The 17,081-nt window shown below is 64.4% G+C and carries 17 protein-coding genes and 1 tRNA gene; 15 read left to right on the forward strand and 3 right to left on the reverse strand.

What is annotated here, in order from left to right; translation table 11 throughout:
* Nucleotides 1-150: 150 nt before the first annotated feature.
* On the forward strand, nt 151-741 hold the full coding sequence (locus LC060_RS06765) for a CHAP domain-containing protein (protein ID WP_226633868.1): 591 nt from the start codon (nt 151-153) through the stop codon (nt 739-741).
* 35 nt (nt 742-776) lie between these two features.
* Here the strand turns inward: LC060_RS06765 and LC060_RS06770 are convergent, their stop codons facing one another.
* Nucleotides 777-1,064, reverse strand: coding sequence for a DUF3297 family protein (locus LC060_RS06770; RefSeq protein WP_039391332.1), 288 nt, complete (start codon nt 1,062-1,064; stop codon nt 777-779).
* Nucleotides 1,065-1,169: 105 nt separating this feature from the next.
* Here LC060_RS06770 and LC060_RS06775 point away from each other — a divergent pair.
* From LC060_RS06775 to LC060_RS06800, 6 genes are all read left to right on the forward strand, one after another.
* Nucleotides 1,170-1,244: transfer RNA gene (locus LC060_RS06775), tRNA-Val, on the forward strand.
* 129 nt (nt 1,245-1,373) lie between these two features.
* The gene (locus LC060_RS06780; protein WP_039391330.1) at nt 1,374-1,565 is read left to right on the forward strand and encodes a DUF2892 domain-containing protein; all 192 of its coding nucleotides are present in this window, start codon (nt 1,374-1,376) and stop codon (nt 1,563-1,565) included.
* A 64-nt stretch (nt 1,566-1,629) separates the two neighbouring features.
* A complete protein-coding gene (gene serS / locus LC060_RS06785; RefSeq protein WP_226633870.1) occupies nt 1,630-2,910 on the forward strand; it encodes a serine--tRNA ligase in 1,281 nt (426 codons plus the stop codon).
* Between the two features lie 78 nt (nt 2,911-2,988).
* Nucleotides 2,989-3,753, forward strand: coding sequence for a 5'/3'-nucleotidase SurE (gene surE, locus LC060_RS06790; RefSeq protein ID WP_226633872.1), 765 nt, complete (start codon nt 2,989-2,991; stop codon nt 3,751-3,753).
* Nucleotides 3,750-4,961: a LysM peptidoglycan-binding domain-containing protein gene (locus LC060_RS06795; protein WP_226633874.1), complete on the forward strand. Its 1,212-nt coding sequence runs from the start codon at nt 3,750-3,752 to the stop codon at nt 4,959-4,961. The genes surE and LC060_RS06795 overlap by 4 nt, the downstream gene beginning before the upstream one ends.
* An 11-nt stretch (nt 4,962-4,972) precedes the next feature.
* Nucleotides 4,973-6,037 carry a potassium channel family protein gene (locus LC060_RS06800; RefSeq protein WP_226633876.1) on the forward strand — a complete coding sequence of 355 codons (1,065 nt, stop codon included), beginning with the start codon at nt 4,973-4,975 and terminating at the stop codon, nt 6,035-6,037.
* 15 nt (nt 6,038-6,052) lie between these two features.
* Here the strand turns inward: LC060_RS06800 and LC060_RS06805 are convergent, their stop codons facing one another.
* Nucleotides 6,053-6,442 carry a DUF1761 domain-containing protein gene (locus LC060_RS06805; protein ID WP_148627749.1) on the reverse strand — a complete coding sequence of 130 codons (390 nt, stop codon included), beginning with the start codon at nt 6,440-6,442 and terminating at the stop codon, nt 6,053-6,055.
* Between the two features lie 148 nt (nt 6,443-6,590).
* Between LC060_RS06805 and rimO the strand changes: the two genes are divergently transcribed.
* The 3 genes from rimO (at nt 6,591) to LC060_RS21115 (ending at nt 9,663) form a co-directional block, all read left to right on the forward strand.
* Entirely contained in the window at nt 6,591-7,997 is a 1,407-nt protein-coding gene (gene rimO, locus LC060_RS06810; protein WP_226633878.1) for a 30S ribosomal protein S12 methylthiotransferase RimO, read from the forward strand.
* 364 nt (nt 7,998-8,361) lie between these two features.
* The gene (locus tag LC060_RS06815) at nt 8,362-9,123 is read left to right on the forward strand and encodes a competence/damage-inducible protein A (protein ID WP_226633880.1); all 762 of its coding nucleotides are present in this window, start codon (nt 8,362-8,364) and stop codon (nt 9,121-9,123) included.
* Nucleotides 9,124-9,570: 447 nt separating this feature from the next.
* Nucleotides 9,571-9,663, forward strand: coding sequence for an Lrp/AsnC ligand binding domain-containing protein (locus tag LC060_RS21115; RefSeq protein ID WP_413465093.1), 93 nt, complete (start codon nt 9,571-9,573; stop codon nt 9,661-9,663).
* Between the two features lie 35 nt (nt 9,664-9,698).
* Here the strand turns inward: LC060_RS21115 and LC060_RS06825 are convergent, their stop codons facing one another.
* Nucleotides 9,699-10,370, reverse strand: a complete 672-nt coding sequence (locus tag LC060_RS06825) for a helix-turn-helix domain-containing protein (protein WP_226633884.1) — start codon at nt 10,368-10,370, stop codon at nt 9,699-9,701.
* Nucleotides 10,371-10,454: 84 nt separating this feature from the next.
* On the opposite strand from LC060_RS06825, the gene LC060_RS06830 reads away from it, so the two are divergent.
* Genes LC060_RS06830 through LC060_RS06850 form a run of 5 tightly spaced genes read left to right on the forward strand, consistent with a single transcriptional unit; the run spans nt 10,455 to nt 17,077 of the window.
* Entirely contained in the window at nt 10,455-12,482 is a 2,028-nt protein-coding gene (locus LC060_RS06830; protein ID WP_226633886.1) for a serine hydrolase domain-containing protein, read from the forward strand.
* Nucleotides 12,482-13,492: a dipeptide epimerase gene (locus LC060_RS06835; RefSeq protein ID WP_226633888.1), complete on the forward strand. Its 1,011-nt coding sequence runs from the start codon at nt 12,482-12,484 to the stop codon at nt 13,490-13,492. The genes LC060_RS06830 and LC060_RS06835 overlap by 1 nt, the downstream gene beginning before the upstream one ends.
* On the forward strand, nt 13,489-14,769 hold the full coding sequence (locus LC060_RS06840; protein WP_226633890.1) for a peptide MFS transporter: 1,281 nt from the start codon (nt 13,489-13,491) through the stop codon (nt 14,767-14,769). The genes LC060_RS06835 and LC060_RS06840 overlap by 4 nt, the downstream gene beginning before the upstream one ends.
* Nucleotides 14,766-15,890, forward strand: a complete 1,125-nt coding sequence (locus LC060_RS06845; RefSeq protein WP_226633892.1) for a hypothetical protein — start codon at nt 14,766-14,768, stop codon at nt 15,888-15,890. Before LC060_RS06840 ends, LC060_RS06845 begins: the two co-directional genes overlap by 4 nt.
* Entirely contained in the window at nt 15,887-17,077 is a 1,191-nt protein-coding gene (locus LC060_RS06850) for a dipeptidase (protein WP_226633900.1), read from the forward strand. Before LC060_RS06845 ends, LC060_RS06850 begins: the two co-directional genes overlap by 4 nt.
* The last annotated feature ends 4 nt before the right edge of the window (nt 17,078-17,081 follow it).

Here is a 17,081-nt window from a genome sequence, read left to right on the forward strand (position 1 = left end):
GGTTTGGCAAGAACTGTGCGCAGGCAAGGCAAATTCTTACCCGCCCATTAACCGAACCTGACAGTCCATGAATAACTATCTCCGGGCAAACCCGGAGCCATGACGGAACATCGCACCGCACGGACATTCGCCGCCCGATCAGCGCTTTGCATGGCCTTCAGCCTCGCCGCTTGGGGTCTGTTCACGGCCCCTGCCGGGGCCCGCGCCGACATCAGCGAGGTGCGCGGGCACGCCGCCTCGGGCCTGCTCGAATGCGTGCCTTTCGCCCGCGAAGTCTCCGGAATCCGCCTTTCGGGCGATGCCTATACCTGGTGGACGCAGGCCAAGGGGCGCTATGCGAGGGGCCATACGCCGCGCGTCGGGGCCGTGATGGCGATCCGGCCGCACGGCAATTCGCACAACGGCCATGTTGCGATGGTGAGCGAAGTGATCGATTCGCGCACGGTGCTGCTCACCCACGCAAACTGGTCCTACCCCGGCAAGGTCGAGCGGGACGTGGCCGCGCTCGACGTGTCGCCCATGGGCGACTGGAGCGAAGTGCGCATCTGGTACGGCCCGTCGCAGACGCTGGGCGCCTCGCACTGGCCGGTCGATGGCTTCATCTACAACGCGAGCCCCGACACGCAGCTTGCGCGCATGGAGGCCGCATCGGCGAATCGGAGCGAAGACACAAAGACGATCAGGGCCGCCTCCTCGTCCCGCTCCGATCCGATCGGCACCATCATCGCCGGAGCCTTCTGAGGTCCGGCGAGGACAGCACCTTACGAATCAGACAATCATGCCTTGGCCACCGGAGCGTCGTCGCCGAGGTCTTCGTACCAGGCTTCGACCGGGCCCTTCAGCTTGATCGTCAGCGGGTTGCCGTGGCGGTCGAGCGAACGGCCCGCCTGCACGCGCACCCAGCCTTCGGAAATGCAGTATTCCTCGATGTTGGTGCGCACGGTACCCTTGAAGCGGATACCGATGCCGCGCTGCAGCTTCTCCGCATCGAAGTGCGGGCTGCGCGGGTTGATCGCGATGTGATCGGGCGGCACGTCGGGGCCGGCAGTGGTCTCTTCGGTCATGGGGTGCGATTTAGAGCCCCTTGCGCCCCTGTCAATCAAGCGATGAAAAAGAGGGCTTGCCAAGCCCATTTGGATCGCCTAGTGGCGCCTTCCGCACTTGGTAGCGGGCGCGTAGCTCAGCGGTAGAGCACACCCTTCACACGGGTGGGGTCACAGGTTCAATCCCTGTCGCGCCCACCATCCTCACCGGATGGTTTCGACATTCGCACCAAGGCGACTTTCCCGATATTTGCAGATTGCGCGACATCAATAGGCATTCGTGCGCCCTGGTGTATCCTGCCTCCCATCATTCCTTGGGAGAGATACGCCATGTTCAAGGCCAATGTCGGCGGGATCGACCGCCTGCTTCGCATCGCGCTTGGTATCGTTCTGATCGCGCTGGTTTTTGTTGGACCCAAGACGCCGTGGGGCTGGATCGGCGTGATCCCGCTCGTCACCGGGTTCGTGCGGATCTGCCCGCTCTATACGCTCCTGGGGATTCGCACCTGTCCCAGAGACTGACGCCTGCACCACAGGCGCGTTCTCCCGCTTGCGCCGGCACGGCGGAGGCGGCATAGCCCGCCCCATGCACGATATCCGTTCGATCCGCGAGAATCCCGCAGCCTTCGACGCCGGCATGGCGCGTCGCTCGGTGGAGCCGCAGTCCGCCCAGATCCTGGCCCTCGACGAGCAGCGCCGCGCGCTCGCCACCCGCGCGCAGGAAGGCCAGAGCCGCCGCAACGAGGCGTCCAAGGCCATCGGCAAGGCCATGGGCCAGGGCGACACCGCGACCGCCGAGGCGCTCAAGGCCGAAGTCGCCGCGCTCAAGGAAAGCCTGCCCGCGCTCGAGGCCGAGGAAAAGGCGGTGACCGCGCAGCTCAACGAGCTGCTGGCCGCGCTCCCCAACATCCCCGTCGATGAGGTGCCCGAGGGCGCGGACGAGAACGACAACGTCGAAGTCGCCAAGTGGGGCACGCCGGGCACCTACGCCTTCACGCCCAGGGAACACGCCGACATCGGCCCCGCGCTCGGCCTCGACTTCGAGACCGGCGCCAAGATCTCGGGCGCGCGTTTCACCTTCCTCAAGGGCCAGATGGCGCGTCTCCACCGCGCGCTCGCGCAGTTCATGCTCGACACGCAGACCTCAACGAACGGCTTCATGGAATGCAACGTGCCGCTGCTCGTCAAGGACGAGACCGCCTACGGCACCGGCCAGTTGCCCAAGTTCTCGGAAGATCTGTTCCAGACCACCGATGGCCGCTGGCTGATTCCGACCGCCGAGGTTTCCCTGACGAATGCGGTGCAAGGTGAGATCGTCGACAACGCGGAATTGCCGCTGCGCATGACCGCACTCACCCCCTGCTTCCGCTCCGAGGCGGGCGCGGCGGGGCGCGACACGCGCGGCTTCATCCGCCAGCACCAGTTCGAGAAGGTCGAGCTTGTCACCGTGTGCCGCCCCGAGGAGAGCGAAGCCGAGCACGAGAAGATGGTGGCTGCGGCCGAAGGCATCCTCCAGGCGCTGGAGCTCCCCTACCGCAAGGTGCTGCTGTGCAGCGGCGACATGGGCGCGACCGCGAAGAAGACCTTCGACCTTGAAGTCTGGCTGCCCGGTCAGGGCGCCTACCGCGAGATCAGCTCGATCTCGAACTGCGGCGACTTCCAGGCCCGCCGCATGAACGCGCGCTACAAGCCCGAAGGCTCCAAGAAGACCGAGTTCCTGCACACGCTCAACGGCTCGGGCCTTGCCGTGGGCCGCACCCTTGTCGCCGTGCTGGAGAACTACCAGCAGGAGGACGGCACGGTGCGCGTGCCTGACGTGCTCAAGCCCTGGATGGGCGGCCTCGAGGTCCTCACCCCGCGCAGCTGAGGCAGGTGACGGGGCCCCTGCAGCGGGCCCCGCCCTTCCCGCCCCCGACCTATCACCGACTGCCCTTGCGAGATTTCCATGCGTATCCTCCTCACCAACGACGATGGCATCAACGCCCCCGGACTCTATGTGCTGGAGAAGATCGCCGCCCAACTTTCGGACGACATCTGGATCTGCGCGCCGAGCGAGGAGCAGTCGGGGGCGGGCCACTCGCTCACGCTCAATCGGCCGGTGCGCCTGCGCGAACATGCCCCGCGCCGCTTTTCGGTCACGGGCACGCCCACCGATTCGGTGACGATGGCGCTGCGCAAGGTGATGCCCGGCAAGCCCGACCTCATCCTCTCGGGCGTCAATCGCGGCGCGAACCTGGGCGATGACATTACCTACTCGGGCACCGTCTCGGCGGCGATGGAAGGTGCGATGGCGGGCATTCCCGCGATTGCGCTCAGCCAGCTCATCGCCCGCAACGATTCCGGCCACGACGTCAGCTTCTCGGCCGCCGAGGAATGGGGGGCCAAGGTGCTGAAGCCTCTCATGGATGCCGAGTTCGCCCCGCGCACCCTCCTCAACGTCAACTTCCCCGCGCTGCCGGGCAAGGACGTGAAGGGCGTGCGCGTCGTGCGTCAGGGCTTCCACGACTACGCGCGCGGCACGCTGATCGAATCGGTCGATCCGCGCGGCTTCCCCTACTTCTGGTTCGGCCTTCAGGGCATCGAGCACACGATCGGCGCCAACACCGACCTTGAAGCCACCTCGGAAGGCTTCGTTTCGGTCACCCCGCTCCAGCTCGACCTGACGCACGAGGCCTCGCTCGCCGCGCTTGCCCAGCGTTTCGAGGCATGAGGCATCTCACCGGGGCGCTGGCCCTCGCGCTGGCCCTGCCCGCTGTCGCCGTTGCCGCGCCTGCGTCTCAGGAACGCACGCATGTCGTCGAGCCCGGCGAAACGCTCAACGGCATCGCCAACCGCGCAGGAATCTCGCCCGACGCGCTGGCGCGCGCCAACGGGCTGGAGCCGCCCTATATCGTGCGCCTTGGCCAGAGCCTGACCATCCCGCGCAGCGCCGCCACGCCCCGAGCCCCGCTCCCCCGGGAGGCGCGCACCTACACGGTCACCTCGGGTGAGACCCTGAACGGCATCGCCAACCGCACCGGCGTCTCCCCGGCCGAGCTCGCCCGGGCCAACGGCATTGCCGAGCCTTATGTGGTGCGTATCGGGCAGACGCTCACCATTCCGGGCACACAGGCTCCCAAGACGCAACCCGCTCCCGCTCCCGCTCCCGCTCCGGCGACGCAGGCCGCCCCCGAATTCAAGGGCGAAACCTACCTCGTGAAGAGCGGCGAGACGCTGGGCGGCATCGCCCAGCGCACCGGCGTCGCGCGCGTGCTGATCGCCGAGGCCAACGGGCTCGAGCCGCCCTACGTCGTCAAGGTCGGCCAGCGCCTCGCCATTCCGCGCACCCGCCGCCACACCGTCGCCAAGGGCGACAGCGGCTTCTCCATCGCGCTTGAATACGGCGTGCCCTGGGACGCCATTGCCGTCGCCAGCGGGGTTGAACCGGATGCCCCCGTGCGGCCCGGGCAGGAACTCGTCATTCCCTCGCTTGTCGCGGCCAAGGCCAGTCCGGCGCCTGCGCAGGCAGACACGGCGCCCAGGCCCGCAGCCCCTGTCACGAACGCTCGCTTCCTCTGGCCGGTAAAAGGCCCGATCACCAAGGGCTTCAAGACCGGGAGCGACTACCACGACGGGCTCGACATCAAGGCCGCGCGCGGCACGATGGTGCGCGCCGCTGCAGCTGGAACCGTGCGGTTTGCGGGGCTGGAAAAGGAGCAGTTCGGCAACCTGGTCGTCCTCGACCATGGCGAGGGCTGGTTCACCGCCTACGCCTTCCTCAGCCGCATCACCGTCAAGAACGGCACCAACGTCGCGAAGGGTGAGCGCATTGGCCTCGTCGGCGATACGGGCGAAGCGAAAGGCAACGAGCTCCACTTCGAGATTCGCCACGACGGCACGCCGGTGAACCCGGTGGACGAATTGCCCAAGGCTCCCTAAGCCTTGGCCCCATGCTGAAATCACAGCGCCCCCGGCGACGCCCCCTTCCCGCCATGTTCAAGCCGCTGCGCCGCGCGCTCGCCGTGCCGGTCTGGGCGGACGTGGCGCTGCGCATCGGGGCGGCGCTCGCGCTGATCTCGATCGTCGTGCTGGTCCACTGGCTCGACCGCGATGGCCTGCGCGACAGCTTCGATGGCGAAGTCAGCTTCCTCGACGTCGTCTATTTCACGATGATCTCGATCACCACGACCGGCTTTGGCGACATCGCGCCGGTCAGCGACAAGTCGCGGTTGGTCGAAGCGATCATCGTCACCCCGATCCGGCTGGCCGTCATCTACATCTTCGTCGGCACGGCCTACAATTTCATCATCAAGCGCAGCTGGGAGAAGTGGCGCATGAAGCGCATCCAGGAACGCCTCGAGGACCATATCGTCGTGCTCGGCTACGGCGTCAGCGGCTCCGAAGCGGTGGCCGAGCTGATCGCCCGCGACACCGACCCCTCGTGCATCGTCGTCATCGACCCCTCCCCGGCACGCCTCGCGCTGGCCGAACAGGCGGGGTGCAACGTGCTGGAGGGCGACGCCACCCGCGACGAGACGCTGAGCGCGGTGCGCATCAACCGCGCGCGCACGGTCCTGGTCTCGGCCGGGCGCGATGATACCACCATCCTCATCATCCTGACCGCCCGCCACATGGCGCCCAAGGTGCCGATTACCGCGGTCGTGCGTGCGGACGACAACGAATTGCTCGCTCGCCAGGCCGGCGCGGACAACGTCATCAACCCGGTGCGCTTCACAGGTCTGCTGCTGGCGGGTTCCGCCGAGGGCAAGCATATCTCGGAATACCTCTCCGACCTCGCCTCGGTCACCGGCCGGGTCCAGCTTGTCGAGCGCCCCGTTACCAAGGGCGAAATCGGGCGCCCCCTCGCCGAGATCACCACCGGCAAGGGCCTTCGCATCTATCGCGGCACCAGGGCCATCGGCTTCTGGCAGGACGAGGCGCACACGCTGGAGCCGGGCGATGTCATCGTCGAGATCAGCTCCACGGGTTGGGAAGAGGACGATCCCAGACCCTGATCCCGGTCAGGAGCCTCAGCCCAAGAGCCAGAACACCACCGCCATCGCAAGGTAGATCACCGGCCAGAACAGGCAGTCCGCCAGGAACTGGGGCGCCTGGGTGCGGTTGCGCGAATTGGTGATCCACACCGCCGGGATCACGAAGGCGAGCGCGATGCCGCCGGTCTGCATGAAGTAGAGCCAGGGCTTGGCCTCCAGCGTTGCCGCGCCGATCCGGGCAAAGGAATGGCCGAACATGGCTGCCGCGAGGAAACAGGCGAGCGTGACCCCGACATAGGCCCCCACGCGGCGGGCCGGACGCGGCTGAAAGCGCCTCTCCTGCAGCGGAAGGCCATTCCACAACAGGCCGATGACCATCGCCACGATCGTCGCCAGCACCACTGCCAGCCAGTTTACAGGACCCATCTCTTTCCTCGTTCTTCGGAATTGCCCTGTCCTTGCAGCCTGAGCCTTGGGAAACAAGGCCTTGGCCCTCGTGAACTCCACAGGTCGCGACCAAGCGTTCGTTTTGCGTGACTCCGCGCCGCAAAGCGCGTATCGGGCGCCCCATCCCATGGCTATTGAAATTCCCTCTCCGCCCAAGGTCGGCATGGTCAGCCTCGGCTGCCCCAAGGCGCTCGTCGATTCCGAGCGTATCCTCACGCGTCTGCGTGCCGACGGCTATACGATGAGCCCCGACTATGCGGGTGCCGACGTCGTCCTCGTCAACACCTGCGGCTTTCTCGATTCCGCCAAGGAGGAAAGCCTTGCCGCGATCGGCGAAGCGATGGCCGAAAACGGCCGCGTGATCGTCACCGGCTGCATGGGCAACGAGGCCGATGCGATCCGCGCGCGCTTCCCCGACGTGCTCGCCATCACCGGCGCGCACCAGTACGAGGACGTGGTGGGCGCCGTCCACGACGCAGCCCCGCCGGAGCTTTCGCCCTACGTCGATCTTATCCCCCAGGCGCGCGGCGGCGAATTCACCACCGACAGCGCCGATGGCGGCATCAAGCTGACCCCGCGCCACTACGGCTATCTCAAGATTTCCGAGGGCTGCAACCACGCCTGCTCGTTCTGCATCATCCCTTCGCTGCGCGGCAAGCTCGCCAGTCGGCGGATCGACGCGGTCCTGCGCGAGGCGGAGAAGCTGGTCCAGGCCGGCACGCGCGAGCTGCTCGTCATCAGCCAGGACACTTCGGCCTATGGCGTCGATGTGCGCCACGAGGAACGCACCTGGAAGGACCACGCGGTCCGCACCCACATGACCGACCTCGCGCGCGAGCTGGGTCAGCTGACCGACGCCAGCGGCCAGCGCCCCTGGGTGCGCCTGCACTACGTCTACCCCTACCCGCACGTCGACCAGGTCATCCCGCTGATGGCCGAGGGGCTGATCACGCCCTACCTCGACATTCCCTTCCAGCACGCCGCGCCGTCTGTCCTCAAGTCGATGAAGCGCCCGGCGAACGAGGCCAAGGTCCTCGACCGCCTGCGCTCCTGGCGCGAGATCTGCCCCGACATCGCAATCCGCTCCAGCTTCGTGGTCGGCTTCCCCGGCGAGACCGAGGCCGATTTCGAGTACCTGCTCGACTGGCTCGACGAGGCCCAGCTCGACCGTGTCGGCGCGTTCCGCTTCGAACCCGTCGAAGGCGCGGCCGCGAACGACCTTCCGGGCGCCGTACCCGAAGAGGTCAAGGAAGAGCGTTACGCGCGCATCATGGAGAAGACCGCCGCCATCAGCGCGGCCAAGCTCCAGGCCAAGATCGGCCGCGTACTCCCCGTCATCATCGACGAGGTCGGTGCGCCCGACGAGGATGGCGATGTCGGTGCAACCGGCCGCTCGCAGGCCGACGCGCCGGAGATTGACGGCGCTGTGTACCTGCGCGACGTCGACCCGAATCTGGCTCCGGGCGACATCGTTGCAGTGCACATTGAAGACGCCGACGAGCACGATCTGTTCGGCGCCATCGCCCAGGCGTAATACTATAGTCGAACTTGGTAGGACTCCGCGCCCGGCGCGGGGTCCTTTTTCGTATCTGCACGATGCAGAATAAGGGCTACTAATCAGATACTTGGCAGGTTAAGATCGAGGAAAGACGCATTTCATGCACCATTCGATTGCGCAGAACGCAATGTTGCCAGCTTTTTTCGCATTTGCAGCGAAGCCCGTCCCGGCGCATACAGAATGCGCCTTTCAGGCATCCTCTCCCAAAAAACTTCCATAGGCTGGCCTTCGGGCCGGCCTTTTTTTTGCCCTGCGGTCAGAGCCATTTTTCGCAGCGCGAAACAGGCCCTTGCGCCTGCGGGGTCTGGCCCCCTGCGGCCATTTGGCCTAGCGAGGGGACATGCCTACTCCTTCGCGAATCTACACGGCCGCCCTCGTCGTCATCGGCGATGAAATCCTCTCGGGACGCACGCACGACAAGAACATCGCGCAAGTCGCCACCTGGCTGCAGATCCAGGGCATCCGCCTGAAGGAAGTGCGCGTCGTCGCGGATGAGACCGACGCCATCGTCGAGGCGGTCAACACCCTGCGCGCGCGCAACGACTACCTCTTCACCACTGGCGGCATCGGCCCCACGCACGACGACATCACCGTCGATGCCATTTCCGAAGCTCTGGGCGTGCCCGCCATCGTCCACCCCGAGGCGCGCGCAATCCTCGAAGAGTACTACACCACCCGCGGCGGCCTCACCGAAGCGCGCCTGCGCATGGCTCGCACGCCCGAAGGCGCGAGCCTCATCCCCAACCGCTACACCGGCGCCCCGGGCATCCGCGCGGAAAACATCTTCATCATGGCCGGTGTCCCCAGCATCACGGCAGGCATGCTCGATGCGCTGACCGGCACGCTCGAAGGCGGCGCGCCGCTCCTGTCCGAGACCATCGGCTGCTGGGTCGGCGAGAGCGAAGTCGCCGAGCTCCTGCGCGAGACCGAAAAGGCCCACCCCTCCTGCCAGATCGGCTCCTACCCGTTCTGGGGCGAAGGCCGCACCGGCGCCAACTTCGTCGTGCGCTCCACCGAAGCCGACGACCTCGCCGCCTGCACTCGCGACCTCACCACCGGCCTTCAGGCGCTGGGGCGCACCGCCGTCTTCGGCGGAATCTAATCGCCCGATCTTTTTCGAGAAGACAGGACAAAAAGTAGTTTCCGAGGGCCATTGCCCTCGGGCTCCCCAAACTGTCGAGCGCAGCCCTGCCTTTTCGCCTCAATCTATAAAGGATGGCCGCTGTATTCGAAGCCCCCTATCCAGAGCGCCATCGACGGGCCGGTTGCGGAATCTCCGCTTTGGAATGGCAATCGGTAGGTAGCTGCCGAATCTGGGTCCTGACGGCAATGTAGCTATTCCGTAATCGCTTTCGGGGAGGGGACCACCCCAGACGGAGCCAGCGGATCACAAGTTTGATCAAGGTGTAGTCGTTTTCTTTCCGATCCCCCCGCAGCTACGCCCCTATCCCTTTGTAAGGCGTCATCCGCGGCCGAGCGGTGCTGCTCGACGCCGCAGCCTTGGGGCTGAACGTCAACGTATTCGCCCATATCAAGCTGACCAACCAGCATGAGGAAACACCCGAAGATCATCGAGTGCTTCTCCATGAGCGGCGACAGCGACTATATGCTGCCAATTCCAGCTTCGCCCTCAAATGCGTGAAAGACACGCGGGCGCTGCCGATCTAGATCGTACTCCTAAGCAGCGTTTTCCTGCTCGTGAATATTGAGCAGTGATTCCATCAGGTCCTCGTCCGAACTGGACATCACGCCAAGCACTTCCGCCTCGTCGCAATCCAATGCCGCAACATAGGCATGACCCATACTCGAATCGATATAGAGAGCCTGTCCAGGTTCGAGCGTGACCGGATCGTAGAATTCGGTATGGATGATGACCTTGCCCTTGAGGACGTAGATGAACTCCTCGCCGCTGTGATGAACGAGCTTGCCAAATTCCTGCGCGGACTTTGCACGTATCTTCGTGAGCACCGGGATCATGCGCTTCCGGCGCAATTCGGTGCACAGATAGTAATAGTCGTAGTTCGGCGTCTCTACCCGTACTGCGCTTTCAAGGTCGCCCATGCTGCGCCGGGCCGTCACCTGGGCACTCGTGTCTTCCGGCTCCTCGGCGAAGAGCTCGGACATGCGGATACCCAGACGTCGGCTCAACTGCTGAAGCTTGTCGTAGGTCAAGGTCAGTCGATCATGCTCCACTTTCGAGAGCGTCGACACCGGTATGCCACTCTTTTCGCTCATTTCCTTGAGCGTCCAACCTTCGCGCGAACGCAAGCTTCGAAGCAGTGCCCCGAGCGTTGGTGCATGTGACGTCACGAATTCCTTCTCCTTGACGATATTTCCAATTAAGACCATGATGTCCCAATCAGGATGTATTTTTCGCCTGCTATGCTCAAACGGGCGAGAAGACAACACTATCCGCGGAACAGGAGTGGGCCAATGGTTCTGTTGAGGATCTTTGCAGCATTCGCGCTGCTTTTCGGTTGTACGGCATTGACCGCACAGGATTCAGCCAATCCCCTAGCGCCAAAAATCGCAGAATCGGGCCACTTCATTCCCGGTGCGTCTTCCTCGAAAGCGGGTGGTGCGAGCAGCCTCCCTCCCATCACCAAGGCTGACGTCGACACCTGGCTCGATGGCTACATGCCCTACGCCCTTGATATCAACGATATCCCGGGAGCAGTCGTGGTGATCGTCAAGGACGGCAAGGTTCTGACTGCACGCGGATTTGGATATGCCGACGTTGCGAAACGCAAACCGGTCGATCCTGCTCGCTCCCTGTTCCGGCCCGGTTCGGTTTCCAAGCTCTTCACGTGGACTGCGGTGATGCAGCAGGTCGACGCCGGGAAGATTGATCTCGACGCGGACGTCAACGCCTATCTCGATTTCCGCATCCCGCCCCGCGACGGCAAACCCATCACAATGCGCCAGATCATGACGCACACGGCAGGCTTCGAGGAAAGCGGCAAGGGGGTGGTGTTTTACGACGCCAAGTACGATCAACCGCTCGCCACCTACATCAAGAGTCACCTGCCCAAGCGGATTTTCGTCCCGGGCACCACGCCCGCCTATTCGAACTATGCCACAGCGCTCGCCGGTTACATCGTGGCGCGCGTTTCAGGCGAGACGTTCGACGACTATGTGGAACGTCACATCTTCGCGCCGCTGGGCATGCGCCATTCCACCTTCCGCCAGCCTCTGCCCGCCCGTCTCAAGGAATATATGGCGGTAGGGTATCCAAAGCCGGGCGTTTCCAAGGGCTTCGAGGTAGTCGGCCCCGCCCCTGCCGGTTCGTTGGCATCGACCGGCCTCGACATGGCGCGCTTCATGATCGCGCACCTTCAGGGCGGAGAGTTCGAAGGCAAGCGGATCCTGTCCGCGCAAACCGCGCGAATGATGCTCGACAGCCCGCTTGCCCCCGTCGATCCGGCCTCGCTCGTCGCTCCGCTCAACCGGATGGAACTTGGCTTTTTCGAGATCAACCTCAATGGGCACACGGCGGTTGGCCATCTCGGTGACCTCAATGCCTTTCACACTTCGCTGGACCTGCTGCCGGCACAGAATTTGGGCATCTACATATCGGTGAACGGTTCGGGAAAAGCGGGTGCTGGCGGCAGTCTTCGTCTCAGCCTGCCGAGCGACTTCGCCAAACGATATCTGCCCGCACCCGAGCCCGCGAAGCTGGGCGTTTCAATTGAAGACGCCCGAAAGCACGCGCAGATGATGACGGGTCTGTGGGAGGCCAGCCGCCGCGGCCAGACCACCTTCTTCTCCGCCTTGTACTTCGTCGGACAGACGCAGATCGCCGTAAACGAGGACGGAACCTTGTCGGTCCCCGCAATCCTCGCGACCAACGGCCGCCCGCGCGAATGGGTTGAAGTGGCCCCCTTCGTGTGGAAGGATCGCAATGGGCAGGAACGCCTGGCCGCGCAAGTCGTGGACGGCGAGGTCGTACGCTGGAGCTTCGACCTTGCCTCCCCCTGGGAAGTCTTCGATCGCGTGCCCGCCGCAAAATCCGGCAGCTGGCTCAAGCCCGCGCTGATTGCCGGGCTGACCGTCCTGCTACTGACATTCCTGTTCTGGCCGGCCGCCTGGCTCGTGCGCAGGCGCTATAAGGCTGATCCGCCACTGAACGGAAACGCCCTGCGCGCCTGCCGCGCCGCGCGCATCATGGCAGGCCTCTGCGTCGCACTGATGGCGGGATGGATCACCCTGTTCCTGATGATACTCGAACTGTTCCCTGACGATCCAGCGATGTTCGATCCGTGGGCATGGGTGTTGCAGATCGCAGGTGCCATCATCCTCGTCGGAGCCCTGCCGATCACTGGCTGGAATCTCTACCTCACCTGGACCGGCCAGCGCCCCTGGACGCGCAAGGCGTGGAGCCTCCTGGTATTTCTTTCGAGCCTGACGCTGCTCTATTTCGCAGCGCAGTTCGGCCTGATCGCCATGACGGTGACCTACTGATGAGCAAGCTGCAACTGACCATCGCCTCGGAAACGCTGCGCCTCGCGGAACCTTTCCGGATTTCCGGGCACGTCTTCGACACCTCTCCGATCATCGTCGTAACGCTGGACGATGGCACACATACCGGCCGCGGCGAGGCATCGGGCGTGTTCTTCCTGCAGGAAGACGTGCCCGGCATGATCGCCGCCATCGAAAGCGTGCGCCCTGCCATCGAAGCGGGGCCGACCCGTGAAGCGCTGCGTTCGATCCTTCCCCCCGGCGGCGCACGCAACGCGCTCGATTGTGCCTTGTGGGAACTGGAAGCCGCACGATCCGGCAAGCCGGTCTGGCAACTGGCAGGTCTCGATCGGCCTCCCCGGCCGCTGCGAACCACCTTCACTCTTGGCGCCGATACGCCCGAGCGGATGGCTGAAAAGGCACGCGGCTATACGCAGGCCAAATCGATCAAGATCAAGCTGACTGGCGATCTAGACCTCGATATCGCACGAGTCCGGGCGATCCGCGCGGCCCGTCCGGATGCCTGGCTGGGCGTGGATGGCAATCAGGGCTTCCAGCGCGATCAACTCGACGCGCTTGTGACCGTGCTGGAGGAAGCCGGTATCGCCCTGCTCGAACAACCGCTCGCGCGCGGGCACGAGGCCGAGCTCGAAGGCTTTGTCTCAGCGGTCCCCCTCGCGGGAGATGAAAGTGTGCTGTCACTCGACGACGTTGCGCAGGCGAAGGGCCGCTTTGACGTCATCAACATCAAGCTCGACAAGTGCGGCGGCCTTACCGAAGGTCTGCTGATGGCAGCCGAGGCACGTCGCCTTGGCCTCGGGGTCATGGTGGGAACGATGGTTGGCTCCAGCCTTGCCACCGCACCAGGCTTCATACTCGGTCAGGTCTGCGACCTTGTCGATCTCGACGGCCCCACGTTCCTTGCCGAAGACCGCGCCCGCCATGTCGTATACGCGGATGGCGCGCTGTGGGCCGGAGAGGAGGTCTGGGGAGCGCCGGCCCAGGCAACATGACCGGGGCCGTTCCCTCATCCCAGCCGACATGGTTCGGTCAGCCCCGTGGGCTGACCGTGCTGTTCCTGACCAATATGTGGGAGCAGTTTTCCTATTACGGCATGCGCGCGCTGCTGGTCTATTACATGACCAAGGAACTGCTGTTCACGCAGACACATGCCTCGTTCGTCTATGGCGCCTACACGGCATGCGCCTATTTCACCCCGATCATCGGTGGGGTGATTGCCGACCGCTTCCTGGGAAAACGACGCGCCATCATCACGGGCGCATCGATCATGGCGCTCGGCCATCTGATGATGACTTTCGATCCCTTGCTCTACCCCGCCCTCGCCACGATCGCACTGGGTAACGGTTTGTTCCTGCCCAGCCTGCCCAGCCAGATCGACGATCTCTATGAACGCGACGACCCCCGGCGGAGCTGGGCCTACAACGTCTATTATGTCGGCATCAATATCGGCGGGTTTCTGGCCCCGCTGATCTGCGGCACCCTGGGCGAAGTCTATGGCTGGCACTATGGCTTCGGCGCGGCGGGCATCGGCATGTTCGCGGGGCTGCTGATATACCTCTGGGGACAGCGACACCTGCCCGCATCGCGCACTGCAATCGCCATGGCCCTGAAACCCGGCGAAGCCATCGCACCTGGCCGCTTCACCCGGCCGGTTGTCATGCTACTGCTGGGTATTGCCCTGTCGGTAACGGTCTTTCGCGGAGCCTACGAGCAGGTCGGCAATACGGTTGCCCTTTGGGCCGATAGCGGGGTTGACCGCTCGGTCGGCAGCCTGACGATCCCGATGACATGGTTCCAGTCGCTGAACCCCTTGATGGTGATGCTGCTGACCCCCGGCCTGCTCGCCTGGTGGGGCAGACGCGCGCGGCATGGCGCCCGGGACGCCTTGTTGCGCCGCATGGCATGGGGGGCGCTGATCGTCGCCACAGCCTATGCCATGCTGGGGGCGGTGGAACTGACCGGAGGCGGCGGCCCGGCAAGCTGGTTGTGGCTCGCACTGTTCTTCCTCGTCTTCACACTCGGCGAACTCTTCGTACTGCCAACGGGCCTTGGCATCTTCGCCAGGCTGGCGCCCGAAGGGCTGGGAGCGACAACCGTGGCCGCATGGTACTTTGTCATCTTCTCGGGCAGCTTGTCCGCCGGTTTGGTCGGATCGTTGTGGAGCCGGATGAGCCATAGCGGCTTCTTCTTCCTGCTTGCAGCCCTGGGCTGTATCGCGGCCATCATGCTTTGGACTCTCGACAAGCCATTCCAGCGACTGCAGCCATGACCCTGGCCGCTGCCTTCACAGACCGGTTTCAGCGCTTTCTTCTGCCGGGACTGGCCTTCAAGGGCGTCATCATAGGGGGCGGCTATGCCACAGGGCGCGAGCTGGCCGAATTTTTCCTTCCCGCCGGTCCGTGGGGCGGACTGACAGGCATTGCAATCGCCATGCTCCTGTGGAGCGCAACCTGCGCACTGACATTTCTGCTGGCGCACCGCCTCAAGGCTTATGACTACCGCACGTTCTTCACGAACCTGCTCGGCCGCGGGGCAATCGCGTTTGAGCTTGTCTACTGCATCTTTCTCGTGTTGATCCTTGCGGTCTTCGGCGCCGCCGCCGCTGCGATCGGCACCGCTACGCTGGCCCTGCCCCCTCTGGCGGGGACACTTGCCCTGATGATCGCGATCGCTCTGGTAACCGCGTTCGGCAATAGCGCCGTCGAGCGGCTGTTCACCTGGGCCTCCCTCTTGCTCTACACCGTTTACGTCGCCTTCCTGGTCTTCGCACTGGACAGCTTCGGAAGCCGCATCGCCGAAACTTACGCCCACGCGCAGCTTTCCACCGGGAACTGGCTCTTCGGCGGCGTGACATACGCCGGCTACAATATCATCGGCGCGGTCATGGTCTTGCCGATGCTGCGGCATCTCACCGGCAAGCGCGATGCCGTAATAGCGGGGCTGCTGGCCGGACCGCTGGCGGTCCTGCCGGCCGTACTGTTCTTCATCAGCATGGCCGCCTTCACGCCGCAGATCGCCGGGCTGGTACTGCCCTCGGACTTTTTGCTTACGCAAATGGGCCGACCGCTCTTTCACGCAGCCTTCCAGACCATGATCTTTGCCGCGCTGCTGGAAAGCGGCGTGGGTGGAGTCCATGCCCTCAACGAAAGGCTGGTAACGGTGTGGGTGCACCATCGCGGCGCCCCGCCAGGTGCGGCCACAAGGGGGCTGTTCACGATCGCACTGCTCTCGCTTTGCATGCTGATTGCCGACCGGATCGGCCTCGTCACACTGATCGCGCAAGGTTATCGCGCACTCTCCCTTGCCATCATTCTCGTCTTCGTGCTCCCGCTCTTCACGCTCGGCGCGTGGCAGATGATGCGCCGCACGCCACCTTCGGAGGTTTCATGACAAAGGCCCTTGCCTTCGCCCCGCTGATCTTCCTGCTTTCCGCCTGCGCCACGGTCTCTGGCGGCACCACGCCGCCGCAGCGCCGGCACCAGGATTTCACGGTACTGGATACGCACATTGATACGCCGGTTCATTTTGCGCGGCCCGGCTGGCACTTCGGCGACAGGCACGATCTGGCCACCGACCTCGACCAGATCGACCTGCCGCGCATGCATGAAGGCGGCCTCGACGGTGGGTTCTTTGCAATCTTCACCCCGCAGGGGCCTCTCGATCCGGCTGGTTACGCCACGGCGCTGGCCTCCGCACGCAAGCGCTCAGATGAAATCGACAGCATGTTGACGCAATATACCGACCAGATCGGTCAGGCCCTGACGCCCGCCGATGCCTTTCGGCTGGATGGCAACGGCCGGTTCTTTGCATTTCGCAGCATCGAAAACAGCTATCCGCTGGGCACGGACCTTTCCCTGCTTCGCGAATTCTTCGACAAGGGAGTGCGCCTGGCTGGCCCGGTGCACAGCCAGAACAACCAGTTCGCCGATTCGTCCACCGATACGCCGCGCTGGAACGGGCTGAGCCCCCTTGGCCGGCAATGGGTGAAGGAGATGAACCGCCTGGGCATCGTCATCGATGCCAGCCACGCCTCGAATGCGGCGCTCGACCAGATGCTGGAACTGTCCAACGCCCCGATCCTGCTGTCGCACAGCACCGCGCGCGCCGCCTTTGACCATCCCCGCAATCTGGACGACGCGCATATCCGCAAGGTCGCCGCCAAGGGAGGCGCGATCTGCGTTTCCACCATCTACCTTTCGGCCATCAACCTTGCCGACGACCGCGCACGTCTCTGGGACGAATCCGAGCGCCTTGCCGAAATGACGCCGGAACAGCAGGCCGATGTTGCCCGCAAGTGGCGCAAGCTCGATAAAACGCAGCCATTGTGGCAAGCCGATTTCGACGATTTCATGCAAATGATGCTGCATGTCATCAAGGTGGCCGGGGTCGAGCACGTTTGCGTCGGCGCGGACTGGGACGGCGGCGGCGGATTGCCCGGCCTGGAAGATGCCACCAGCCTGCCTAAGATCACGCAAGGTCTGCGCGATGCCGGCTACAGCGACAAGGATATCGAGAAGATCTGGAGCGGCAATGTCCTGCGTGTGCTCAAGGCTGCCCAAGACACTGCGGTGCGCTAGGGCC

Origin of the sequence: Novosphingobium profundi, from assembly GCF_020524485.1 — a bacterium.
Taxonomy (GTDB): Bacteria; Pseudomonadota; Alphaproteobacteria; order Sphingomonadales; family Sphingomonadaceae; genus Novosphingobium; species Novosphingobium profundi_A.